The sequence below is a fragment of the Lelliottia sp. AC1 genome, from assembly GCF_023278595.1.
Lineage (GTDB): Bacteria > Pseudomonadota > Gammaproteobacteria > Enterobacterales > Enterobacteriaceae > Enterobacter > Enterobacter nimipressuralis.
Genome location: NZ_CP025699.1, coordinates 3,103,448 through 3,115,505 on the forward strand (window position 1 = coordinate 3,103,448; position 12,058 = coordinate 3,115,505).

10 protein-coding genes are annotated in these 12,058 nt (G+C 56.3%); 5 read left to right on the forward strand and 5 right to left on the reverse strand.

Annotation, left to right across the window (positions count from 1 at the left end; translation table 11 throughout):
- Window positions 1–26: 26 nt before the first annotated feature.
- From C0560_RS14715 to aegA, 3 genes are all read right to left on the reverse strand, one after another.
- A complete protein-coding gene (locus tag C0560_RS14715) occupies window positions 27–1,070 on the reverse strand; it encodes a DUF1176 domain-containing protein (RefSeq protein WP_102104953.1) in 1,044 nt (347 codons plus the stop codon).
- Between the two features lie 124 nt (window positions 1,071–1,194).
- Window positions 1,195–1,767 carry a GDP-mannose pyrophosphatase NudK gene (nudK, locus tag C0560_RS14720; RefSeq protein ID WP_181826641.1) on the reverse strand — a complete coding sequence of 191 codons (573 nt, stop codon included), beginning with the start codon at window positions 1,765–1,767 and terminating at the stop codon, window positions 1,195–1,197.
- Between the two features lie 65 nt (window positions 1,768–1,832).
- The gene (gene aegA / locus C0560_RS14725) at window positions 1,833–3,809 is read right to left on the reverse strand and encodes a formate-dependent uric acid utilization protein AegA (protein ID WP_248858860.1); all 1,977 of its coding nucleotides are present in this window, start codon (window positions 3,807–3,809) and stop codon (window positions 1,833–1,835) included.
- Window positions 3,810–3,987: 178 nt separating this feature from the next.
- Here aegA and narQ point away from each other — a divergent pair, with 178 nt between their 5' ends.
- Both narQ and acrD read left to right on the forward strand, forming a co-directional pair.
- On the forward strand, window positions 3,988–5,679 hold the full coding sequence (gene narQ / locus C0560_RS14730) for a nitrate/nitrite two-component system sensor histidine kinase NarQ (RefSeq protein WP_248858863.1): 1,692 nt from the start codon (window positions 3,988–3,990) through the stop codon (window positions 5,677–5,679).
- 199 nt (window positions 5,680–5,878) lie between these two features.
- Complete coding sequence (gene acrD, locus C0560_RS14735; RefSeq protein ID WP_100779356.1) at window positions 5,879–8,992, forward strand: multidrug efflux RND transporter permease AcrD; 3,114 nt, start codon at window positions 5,879–5,881, stop codon at window positions 8,990–8,992.
- A 114-nt stretch (window positions 8,993–9,106) separates the two neighbouring features.
- Here the strand turns inward: acrD and ypfM are convergent, their stop codons facing one another.
- Window positions 9,107–9,166 (reverse strand): protein YpfM, encoded by a 60-nt coding sequence (gene ypfM / locus C0560_RS14740; protein WP_100780840.1) that lies wholly within the window; start codon window positions 9,164–9,166, stop codon window positions 9,107–9,109.
- Between the two features lie 389 nt (window positions 9,167–9,555).
- Between ypfM and C0560_RS14745 the strand changes: the two genes are divergently transcribed.
- The 3 genes from C0560_RS14745 to C0560_RS14755 are packed head-to-tail and all read left to right on the forward strand — an operon-like array spanning window position 9,556 to window position 11,264.
- Window positions 9,556–9,903, forward strand: coding sequence for an ArsC family reductase (locus tag C0560_RS14745; protein WP_107703145.1), 348 nt, complete (start codon window positions 9,556–9,558; stop codon window positions 9,901–9,903).
- A 10-nt stretch (window positions 9,904–9,913) separates the two neighbouring features.
- Window positions 9,914–11,041 carry a succinyl-diaminopimelate desuccinylase gene (dapE, locus tag C0560_RS14750; RefSeq protein WP_107703144.1) on the forward strand — a complete coding sequence of 376 codons (1,128 nt, stop codon included), beginning with the start codon at window positions 9,914–9,916 and terminating at the stop codon, window positions 11,039–11,041.
- Between the two features lie 25 nt (window positions 11,042–11,066).
- The gene (locus tag C0560_RS14755) at window positions 11,067–11,264 is read left to right on the forward strand and encodes a YpfN family protein (protein WP_059179411.1); all 198 of its coding nucleotides are present in this window, start codon (window positions 11,067–11,069) and stop codon (window positions 11,262–11,264) included.
- A gap of 38 nt (window positions 11,265–11,302) precedes the next feature.
- Here the strand turns inward: C0560_RS14755 and ypfH are convergent, their stop codons facing one another.
- Window positions 11,303–11,998, reverse strand: coding sequence for an esterase (ypfH, locus tag C0560_RS14760; RefSeq protein WP_248858866.1), 696 nt, complete (start codon window positions 11,996–11,998; stop codon window positions 11,303–11,305).
- Window positions 11,999–12,058: the final 60 nt, after the last annotated feature.

A 12,058-nucleotide genomic window follows, 5' to 3' on the forward strand; every position in this document is an offset into this window, starting at 1 on the left:
ACGACAGTAAGACCGTACCGAGCAGGTTAGCGCGTAATCCACAACGTGGGCCAGGCATCTGGCCCATGCCAGTTATCGCAGCTCGGCTCTTCGGCATACCGTACCAGACGAAAACGCTGGCCGTCAAAACGCCAGCGGGTCTGGATACCGCAGTCGCCCATGCCACGCCCTAACGCCAGGGTCGTCAGTTCACGCGTTTTCTCATCAAAGCGGGCATTCATCAGCTCCATCTCGCTGCTCTCGCTCGACGAGACAAACGGCAGGCGCAGCCGCACGGTTCGGGCGGCAAACGGCTTTTTACGCGACACCAGCCACGCCAGATCCACCGTGTTGTAGGCCCCCGCTTCGCAGCTTATCATCAGCAACGCTTTGTCATCCGTTAAGGCCATCACCCGCACTTCGCGACGGTTAGGGTCGAGCGAACACTGGCTGTTGTTCATGCGCCAGCTGCCGTAATCCAGCAGATCGTTCAGCTCTTCATGCGTCAGGGGCGTCGGCGTCGGATTGACCACCGCGACCTCTTTCAGCGCCGGAGCCGGTGGCACGCTCAGCGGCGGTTCGTCGCCCTTTTTAATCCACGCAGTTTCGCTTCCCACACGTTTTTGCTGGGAATCAATAAACAATAACGCCGCCTTCAGCCCGGCCAGAGAGACAATCTGTTTTCCGCCTTTAAGCGTCAGCGCCTCCCCTTCCTGTATGGTTTTCAGAAAGGCGGCGATAGTCGCAGTATCATCGGTCACCAGATGCCACGGCGACAGCTTCCAGCGCTGCGCATCCAGCGACAACGGCGCACCGTCCAGCAGCAGACGCGGCGCGATGGGCGCTTCTTTCACCGGCGACGTTTCCAGCCCCCCCAGATCAATCCGCAGATTGGCATCCGTTTTGGCCCCCGCGCTGCGGCTTAGCGTCATCACCAGCCCCTGATGCTCACCGGTATTGCGCGCGACGCAAAAGTTCTGGTTGTTGCAGGTGACCTGCCAGTCAGAAAACGACTGCTGTGCAGGCGCCGCCCAAACCAGTGGCAGAGGCAGTATGCTGAGGAGTAAAAAAAGAAGAATGCTGTGACGCATGGAAGGCACAATCCCGGAAGCAGAAACTCGAAAACTGGCTGTATCTTCGTGTTCTGTCCGGGGTTGCTCAATCGGATTTATCGGATAGATTTATCTGGATTATGATTTAGCGATAGTTTATTAATCAAGACATTAGGCCAGACAGCTGTAAATACTGGAGCAGTATCAACGCCTTACCATCGCGAATTTCACCGTTTTTTACCATTTCCAGCGCCTGCGTATAAGGAATTTCCAGCACGTCGATGGCTTCGTCCTCAACGCCGCCGCCCGCGTTGCTGCGCTGTGCGTCGGTGTATTCGGCGATAAAGAAGTGGATAAGCTCCGTCACGCCGCCGGGGGACATGTACAGCTCAAAAAGCTTCGTGACGTCTCCCACTTCAAAGCCCGTTTCTTCGATGGCTTCCTTGCGGATACAGACTTCGGGTTCGTCGTTATCCAGCAGCCCGGCGCAGGTTTCAATCAGGCGTCCGTCCGGGTTGCCATTCACCCAGGTCGCGATGCGGAACTGGCGGATCAGCACGACGGTTTGCTTTTCACGACTGTATAACAGGATGGTGGCACCGTTGCCGCGATCGTAGACTTCGCGCTTGTGGCGGACCACTTCACCGTGGTGAGTTAAATCGTAGGTAATGTTGCGCAGGACAAAATAATTTTCTGAGAGGATTTTATCTTTGATGATCTCAATTTTCAGGCTCATACGGGCTCCAGGACGTAATGAGTGATTCATAGTACGCCGAGAAGCCCGCTTTGTCGCCCCGCTGATTAGTGGGAATTTGGCCGTCTGATTTGCAGCCAGTCCATCATCCCTTGTGCGGCGTGACGCCCTTCGGCCATTGCCGTAACCACCAGATCAGCACCGCGCACCGCGTCACCGCCGGCAAAAATCTGCGGATGGCTGGTCTGGTAGCGATAGGGGCTGTCCACACTCGCCACGATGCGCCCCCAGTCGTCGACGTTCACCCCCTGCGCCTGTAGCCACGGCATCGAGTGCGGGTTAAAGCCAAACGCCATGATCACCGCATCAGCAGGCATCACAAACTCGCTCCCCTCGACAGGCACCGGACGCCGCCGCCCCTGCGCATCCGGTTCACCAAGCCGGGTGCGCAGCAGGCGAATGCCGTTCACCTTGCCCGACGCATCCAGAACCAGTTCGACGGGCTGCACGTTGAATTCAAAGTGCGCCCCCTCCTCTTTGGCGTTCTTGACCTCTTTTTTCGAGCCAGGCATGTTGGCCTCATCCCGACGATAGGCGCAGGTTACTTTTGCCGCCTGATGGCGCAGCGCGGTGCGCACACAGTCCATCGCCGTATCCCCGCCGCCGAGTACCACCACGTTTAATCCGGCGACATCGATAAAGGGTTCGGACGCTGAGGCCGCCAGCCCCATCAGATGGCGGGTATTCGCCACCAGGAAAGGTAAGGCGTCGTACACTCCCGGCGCATCTTCGTGCGGAATGCCCGCTTTCATCGAGCGATAGGTTCCCACGCCGACAAACACCGCGTCGTATTCGCCGAGCAGCTGAGACATCGGCAGGTCTTTACCCACTTCACAGTTGAGTTCGAACTGTATTCCCATGGCGGTGAAAATCTCCCGTCGCCGTGCCAGCAGGGATTTATCCAGTTTGAACGCCGGAATGCCAAAGGTGAGTAATCCGCCGATCTCCGGGTGCCGGTCATAGACCGTGACGCTCACGCCGTGGCGGATCAGCACGTCGGCACAGGCCAGCCCCGCCGGGCCTGCGCCAACAATCGCAATACGCTTATCGACGGAGGCGACGCCGGTCAAATCGGGCCGCCAGCCTGCCGCCAGCGCCTGGTCAGAGATGTAGCGTTCGATATTACCAATGGTTACCGCGCCGGATTCATCACGTACCGTGCAGGCCCCTTCGCACAATCGGTCCTGCGGACAGACGCGTCCGGTGATTTCCGGCAAACAGTTGGTCTGATGGGACAGTTCCACCGCCGCGTCGATATCCCCGGCTTTTACGCGCTCGATCCACTGCGGAATGTGGTTGTGCAACGGACAGGTCCATTCGCAGATGGAGTGCTCTCCGCATTTCAGGCAGCGTGCCGCTTCGCGGTGCGCCTGCTCTGCGCGAAACGGCAGATAGATTTCATCGAAATTGTCTGCACGCGCCTGCGGGCTGAGCTTATCCGGCTCGCCGCGCGCCGTGAGGGCCTGCATTTGCTGGATTTTGGTGTGCGGTGACGCAACCGGCGTTGCCTCGCTGTGCCACGGCTGAGCCTCCTGGCAGGCAGCGCGCAAACGGCGGGCTTTCGCCAGACGATGCAGCACGTCTGGCGTCACCAGCGTCAGGGCATCTGCCGGACAATTCTCCACGCACGCCGGGCCCTGCGGCCTGTCGTGGCACAAATCGCATTTGTGCGCCGTGGCTTTGACCTGTCCGTCGGACACGGGTGTGACTACGATCTCCATCGTGCCAAACGGACAGGCGACCACACAGGCTTTGCAACCAATGCATTTTTGCTGATTCACCTGTACGCTGTCGTGGCTTTTAGCAATCGCCCCATTGGGGCAGCTTTGCGCGCAGGGGGCGTTTTCGCAGTGATGACAAGTGACCGCGCTGCGCCGTTTACCCTCTTTCAGCACCGTAATGCGCGGGATAAACTGGCGCTGGCTTAAAACATGTTGTTCATGATTGTGCGCCATCACGCAGGCGACTTCGCAGGCGTGACAGCCAATACATTGCAGGTTATCGGCCATAATAAAACGATTCATAAAGGCACCTGTTCTGGTAGCATTAACCCTATTTTTTATAAGAATATTGACGACCCCGATAGTCCCAGGCAATGGTCATTTGCCCAAGTTATGGGACTAATGACGACATCCCTGCGGCAGATCAATTTATTTCATCGCAGGTGAAATTGCGTTTCAGTTACATTCAGGAAGCCGAGTTGTGATCGTTAAACGTCCTGTATCAGGAAGCCTGGCCCGGGCTTTCATCTCCATTATTTTGCTCTCCGTTCTGACCAGCGGCATTGCGTTGATGACGCTTGCCAGCAGTCTGCGCGATGCCGAAGCCATTAATATTGCAGGCTCTTTACGCATGCAGAGTTACCGGCTCGGCTACGATCTGGAGCGCAACAGCGCTGATTTTTCCGCCCACCGTCTCCACTGGCAAAACACCCTGAACTTGCCCGTCCTGCAAGAACTCGATCGCTGGTTTGTACCGGCGTCAGTGAAAACGGGATATCAGCAGCTGCAGCTGGCGTGGGCCGAGATGGACAGCCATCTCGAAGCGGGAGATAAAACCTGGTATCAGGACCATATTCAGCAATATGTGGAGCGTATAGACACCTTCGTGCTGGCTCTTCAGCACTATGCAGAACATAAAATGCAGCTGGTGGTCGCCATTTCCCTGGCGGGCGGCGTGGGGATTTTGCTGCTGGTGGTAATGACCCTGCGCGGGATCCGCCGGGAGGTGGTCGCACCGCTCAATCATCTGGTGTTCGCCAGCCAGAAAATGGAACAGGGGAATTTCGACATTCAGGCCGAGGACACGCACCTGCCCAACGAGCTGGGGCTGCTCTCGCGCACCTTCAACCATATGTCCGCCGAGCTACATAAACACTATCGCTCGCTGGAAATTACCGTCGAAGAGAAGACCCGGCACCTGAACGAAGCCCATCAGCAGCTCGAAATGCTGTTCAAGTGCTCTCAGGCGCTGAATACCAGCCAGATAGACCCCCATAGTTTCCGCCATATCATCCAGATGGTTCAGGAATATACGGGAATGAGCTATCTGGAACTGCAGGCCAGCGACAACTGGCAGCTGTGTGAAGGGGTGAAAAAAGCGGAACTGCAGACCTTCACCCTGCCGGTAGTTATGCAGGAGACGCGCTTCGGTGAGCTGCGCTGGCAGAGCGAGAACATCGTGCCTGAGCCGCTGATGAAAAACGTGGCGACGATGCTTGGGCGCGGGCTCTATTTCAATCAGGCGCAAAAGCATTTCCAGCAGTTGCTGCTGATGGAAGAGCGCGCCACCATTGCCCGCGAATTGCACGACTCGCTGGCGCAGGTGCTCTCCTACCTGCGCATTCAGCTGGCGCTGCTCAAGCGTGCGGTGCCGGACGATAACGTCCCGGCGCAAACCATCATCACCGACTTCTCGCGCGAGCTGAATAACGCCTGGCGCCAGCTCCGCGAGCTGTTGACCACCTTCCGCCTGACGCTGAACCACTCCAATCTTCCCGCGGCTTTGCAAGAGGCACTCGAAGGGCTGCAAAGCCAGACCAGTGCGAAACTGGAGCTGGACTGTCGTCTCTCGTCCCTGGCGCTGGATGCGCAAAAGCAGGTTCATCTGCTGCAGATCGTGCGTGAAGCGGTGCTGAACGCCATCAAACATGCCGACGCGACGGTGATTACGGTCAGTTGCGTGACCGCACCGGATGGCGAGCACACGGTCTATATTCGGGATAATGGCATTGGGATCGGCGACGCCAGCGAACCGCCTGGGCATTACGGCCTGAACATTATGCGCGAACGTGCGGAGCGACTGGGCGGCACGCTCGGCTTCTCGCAGCCGCAAAATGGCGGGACGCAGGTGTGTATTCGTTTTCGCACGCCGGAACCTGAAGCGGGTAAATAACGGTAAATTGCCGGAAACCGTCATGCCGATGCGACGCCACCAGGTAATAATCGACAGGGCGGAAAGTTAACAAGGCGCTGTAAATGCGCATGATAATTTACACTATCTCCTTTTTTTCTCCACGTTTGGCATCCGCCTTGCCGCTAGAGTTAAGCGGGCAATAAACAATAACGATGCAAGCTTACGAGGTCTTACTTTAATGGCGAATTTTTTCATTGATCGCCCCATTTTTGCCTGGGTGCTGGCAATTATTTTATGTCTGACGGGCACTCTCGCTATTTTGTCTTTACCTGTGGAGCAATACCCCGACCTGGCTCCGCCGAACGTGCGTATTACCGCGAACTACCCGGGCGCATCGGCGCAAACGCTGGAAAATACGGTCACTCAGGTGATTGAACAGAACATGACCGGGCTGGATAACCTGATGTACATGTCGTCCCAGAGCAGCGCGACTGGCCAGGCGACGGTGACGTTAAGCTTTACCGCCGGTTCCGATCCCGATGAAGCGGTGCAGCAGGTGCAAAACCAGCTGCAGTCGGCGATGCGTAAGCTGCCGCAGGCGGTGCAGAACCAGGGCGTGACGGTGCGTAAAACCGGGGATTCCAACATCCTGACCATCGCCTTCGTGTCGACCGACGGCTCGATGGATAAGCAGGATATCTCGGACTACGTTGCCAGTAATATTCAGGACCCCTTAAGCCGTATCAACGGCGTCGGCGATATCGACGCCTATGGCTCACAGTATTCCATGCGCATCTGGCTGGACCCGGCGAAGCTGAACAGCGTGCAGATGACCGCCACCGATGTGACTAACGCCATCAAATCCCAGAACGCGCAAATCGCCGTCGGGCAACTGGGCGGTACGCCGTCGGTGGATAAACAGGCGCTGAACGCCACCATCAACTCGCAATCCCTGCTCCAGACGCCGCAGCAGTTCCGCGATATCACCCTGCGCGTGAATCAGGACGGTTCCGAAGTGCGGCTCGGCGACGTCGCCACCGTCGAAATGGGCGCCGAAAAGTACGACTACCTGAGCCGGTTTAACGGCAATCAGGCGTCGGGTATCGGGGTAAAACTGGCCTCCGGCGCGAACGAAATGGCGACCGCGAAGCTGGTCATCGACCGCCTGGATGAGCTGTCCCAGTATTTCCCGCATGGGCTGGAATACAAAGTTGCCTATGAAACCACCTCTTTCGTGAAAGCCTCGATTGAGGACGTGGTGAAAACGCTGCTCGAAGCTATCGCGCTGGTGTTCCTCGTGATGTACCTGTTCCTGCAAAACTTCCGCGCCACGCTCATCCCGACCATCGCCGTTCCCGTCGTGCTGCTCGGCACCTTTGCCGTGCTCTATGCCTTTGGTTACAGCATCAACACCCTGACCATGTTTGCGATGGTGCTGGCGATCGGCCTGCTGGTGGACGATGCCATCGTGGTGGTGGAGAACGTCGAGCGCATCATGAGCGAAGAGGGGCTGTCGCCGCGGGAAGCGACGCGCAAATCGATGGGACAAATACAGGGGGCACTGGTCGGCATCGCGATGGTGCTCTCCGCTGTCTTTGTGCCGATGGCCTTCTTTGGCGGCACCACTGGCGCAATTTACCGCCAGTTCTCGATAACAATCGTCTCGGCGATGGTGCTGTCGGTGCTGGTGGCGATGATCCTGACCCCTGCCCTCTGCGCAACCTTGCTCAAACCGTTACACAAGGGAGAACAGCACGGGCAAAAAGGGTTCTTCGGCTGGTTTAACCGGATGTTCAACCGCAATGCAGCGCGATACGAAGCGGGCGTGGGGAAAATCCTGCACCGCAGCCTGCGCTGGATGCTGATTTACGTTCTGCTGCTCGGCGGGATGGTCTTCTTATTCCTGCGCCTGCCAACTTCGTTCCTGCCGCTGGAAGATCGGGGAATGTTTATCACCTCCGTGCAGCTCCCGAGCGGGGCCACCCAGCAGCAGACGCTGAAGGTGGTTGAGAACGTCGAATCCTATTTCTTCACCAAAGAGAAAGACAATATTGTGTCGGTGTTCTCCACGGTCGGTTCCGGCCCCGGCGGGAACGGGCAGAACGTCGCCCGTATGTTCGTGCGCCTGAAAAACTGGGACGAACGCGACAGCACGACCGGCTCCTCTTTCGCCATTATCGAGCGCGCCACCAAAGCCTTTAGCCACATCAAAGAAGCGCGCGTTTTCGCCAGCAGTCCGGCGGCAATCAGCGGCCTCGGCAGTTCGGCTGGCTTTGATATGGAATTACAGGATCACGCCGGAGTCGGACACGATGCGCTGATGGCCGCGCGCGACCAGCTGCTCGAACTGGCGGGGAAAGATAAATCGCTTACCCGCGTGCGTCACAACGGTCTGGATGACAGCCCGCAGCTGCAGATTGATATCGATCAGCGCAAGGCGCAGGCGCTGGGCGTATCTATTGATGATATCAACGACACGCTGCAAACCGCGTGGGGCTCCAGCTATGTGAACGACTTTATGGACCGGGGCCGCGTGAAGAAGGTCTACGTTCAGGCCGCCGCGCCCTATCGTATGCTGCCGGACGACATTAATCTCTGGTATGTGCGTAACAATTCCGGCGGCATGGTGCCCTTCTCCGCCTTTGCCACCTCTCACTGGGAGAGCGGCTCTCCACGACTGGAGCGTTACAACGGCTATTCGGCGCTCGAAATCGTCGGCGAAGCCGCGCCGGGCGTCAGTACCGGTACCGCAATGGACACCATGGAAAAACTGGTGCAGCAGCTACCGGCTGGTTTTGGCCTGGAGTGGACGGCCATGTCCTATCAGGAACGGCTGTCTGGCGCACAGGCCCCTGCCCTGTATGCCGTCTCACTGCTGGTCGTCTTCCTGTGTCTGGCCGCTCTGTATGAGAGCTGGTCGGTGCCGTTCTCAGTGATGCTGGTGGTACCGTTGGGTGTGATTGGCGCGCTGCTCGCCACCTGGATGCGAGGGCTTGAGAACGATGTCTACTTCCAGGTGGGGCTGTTGACGGTGATCGGCTTGTCGGCGAAGAACGCCATTCTGATCGTTGAGTTTGCCAATGAGATGAATTCGAAGGGCCACGATCTGCTGTCGTCCACGCTGCACGCCTGCCGTCAGCGTCTGCGCCCAATCCTGATGACCTCGCTGGCGTTCGTGTTTGGCGTCCTGCCGATGGCCACCAGTTCCGGCGCAGGTTCGAGCAGCCAGCACGCGGTCGGGACCGGCGTAATGGGGGGTATGATCTCCGCGACTATTCTCGCCATTTACTTCGTGCCGCTGTTCTTTGTGCTGGTGCGCCAGCGCTTCCCGTTAAAAGAAAAGCCGGAGTAATCAGGCAATAAAAAAGGCGGCTTTGATAGCCGCCTTTTTAACGTGTGATTTGTTTGATACCTATCACATCATTTTTATAACTAAATTAAGTGCTCTTGCAGTTCTTCCTGAAGATCATTTACGAAGCATGTCTTCGATAAAATCTTTCCAGTTCCCCAGTTCACGTTCAATCATAACAACCTCTCTTATTATTATGCGTATTCTATGAGAATATATCGTCATTGTGAAGATAATTTAATCAATGGTTACGATTGTGTCCCCCGCTCCTGTGCTGGCCCTGAGACAAATATGGCGCGATTAACTTTAATTTTATGTGACCAATAGCAATATTTAGAAACAACCATACGAGCGGGTGATAATCTTATTCTGGACTGACTTTAAAAGAAATTTTACGCGGCTGGACTTTTATGCGTAAAAAATGAAACACTATTCAGCGAACAGTTGTACGTTGAATTAATCGGCATAGCAGAATTAACGATAAGCTGAATGTGTTATATTTCTCTGAACAATTTAAAGTCGAAAAAATTGAACATTTGTTATTAATAAAGACAAAAGGATTCACGATGATTGTGATGTACGGCATTAAAAATTGCGACACCATCAAAAAAGCACGCCGCTTCCTCGAGGCAAACCACGTTGATTATCGCTTTCATGACTATCGCGCAGATGGCCTGGATGCGGAATTTCTGCATAGCGCCATCGCTGAACTGGGCTGGGAAGCGCTGCTGAATACCCGCGGGACCACCTGGCGAAAACTCGATGAATCAGTACGCAATACCATCACTGACGCCGACAGCGCAGCGAAATTAATGCTCGAAATGCCTGCGATCATCAAACGCCCATTGCTCTGTGCGCCTGGGCAGCCTATGCTGCTGGGTTTTAGTGAATCCAGTTATCAGACTTATATTTGAGGTGTAGTCTATGTCATGCCCGGTCATTGAGCTGACTCAGCAGCTTATTCGCCGTCCCTCCCTTAGCCCGGACGATGCAGGTTGTCAGGCATTAATGATTGAGCGCCTGCGCGCCATTGGTTTTACCGTTGAGCGTATGGATTTTGGCGACACTCAGAACTTCTGGGCATGGCGCGGCCAGGGCGAAACGCTGGCTTTTGCCGGACACACCGATATCGTCCCTGCGGGTGACGCCGATCGCTGGATCAATCCTCCTTTCGAACCCACCATCCGCGATGGCATGCTGTTTGGCCGCGGCGCTGCTGACATGAAAGGCTCGCTGGCTGCGATGGTCGTGGCCGCCGAACGCTTTGTCGCCCAGCACCCGAACCACAAAAATCGTCTCGCGTTTCTGATCACCTCCGACGAAGAAGCCAGCGCCAAAAATGGCACGGTGAAAGTGGTCGAAGCGCTGATGGAACGCCGCGAACGCCTGGATTATTGCCTGGTGGGCGAGCCGTCGAGCACGGAAGTGGTCGGTGACGTGGTGAAAAATGGCCGTCGCGGCTCACTGACCTGCAACCTGACCATCCACGGCGTGCAGGGCCACGTGGCCTACCCGCATCTCGCTGATAACCCGGTACATCGCGCGGCGCCAATGCTGAGCGAGCTGGTGGGGATCGAGTGGGATAAAGGCAATGAATTCTTCCCGCCGACCAGCATGCAGATCGCCAACGTTCAGGCGGGCACCGGCAGCAACAACGTTATTCCGGGCGATCTTTTCGTGCAGTTCAACTTCCGCTTTAGCACGGAACTGACCGACGAGATGATCAAATCCCGCGTGATTGCTCTGCTGGATAAATACGAACTGCGCTACACCCTGGACTGGTGGCTTTCCGGCCAACCGTTCCTGACCCAGCGCGGCAAGCTGGTGGATGCGGTGGTAAACGCTATCGCGCACTATAATGAGATCAAACCGCAGCTCCTGACGACCGGTGGCACTTCAGACGGACGCTTTATCGCCCGCATGGGTGCGCAGGTTGTCGAACTGGGCCCAGTAAACGCCACCATTCATAAAATCAATGAATGCGTGAACGCGGCTGATTTGCAGCTACTGGCTCGTATGTATCAACGTATTATGGAGCAACTCGTCGCCTGACGACTGCTCTGAGAAGGAATAGCGAATGGACTGGCTGGCTAAATATTGGTGGATTCTGGTGTTGGTGTTTCTGGTAGGCGTGCTGCTGAACGTAATCAAAGATCTGAAGCGCGTGGACCATAAGAAGTTCCTCGCCAACAAACCTGAGCTTCCCCCGCATCGTGATTTTAACGATAAGTGGGACGATGACGACAACTGGCCGAAGAAAGACCAGAAGAAATAGCTTCAAAAACCCCTCTCCCACGGGAGAGGGGTTTGAACTTACATAAACTCGACAATATCGTCGTCGTTTGGCTTGCTGCCGCTTAACGCTTCGTCGAAATAGTGCTTCGGCACGGTAAAGCGCAGGTGATCCAGCGCGAACTGCATACTGCGATCGTCAATGGCGTGACCCAGTTCATCAACAATATCCAGCGTCACATCTCCCCCTTCACGAATCAGCGCTTCCTGAGCCGCCACCGCATGGGACAACTCAATCACGCGGTCTTCACCGCCGTGAATCAGGTGGATGGTGGTTGCTGTCGTGGCGCTCTGTGGCAAAGTCGCAAAGCGGCCGTTAAAGGCAATCACACGCGAGACCAGTCCGGGCTGTGCTTTCACGCTCTCCAGCGACATAATCGCCCCCTGCGAGAAACCAATCAGCGCGGTTGCTCCGGCACTTACACCGCTCTGCTGTTGCCAGTAGCGTACGGTGTCGATAAAGGTCGGCATGATGGCATCGATGCGTGCCTGACGATTCTCTTCCGTCACGCCCTGCACGGAAAACCACTGACGCCCCTGTGGGCCACAAGGCTCTACGCCGCCAATGCTGACGATGAGTGCGTCGGGGAAAATCGGCGCAAACCAGCTGCCGATTTGCCCCATATTCATGGCATTATCACCGACGCCATGAAACAGCAGCAGCAGTTGTTGCGCTGGGGCAGAAGGACTTTGGACAACAAAATGGTCATGTTTCATGGCAGTCTCCTTAATTGATAGTCAGGATTTTACGCCTCTGCGGGGTAATGACCATGCCCC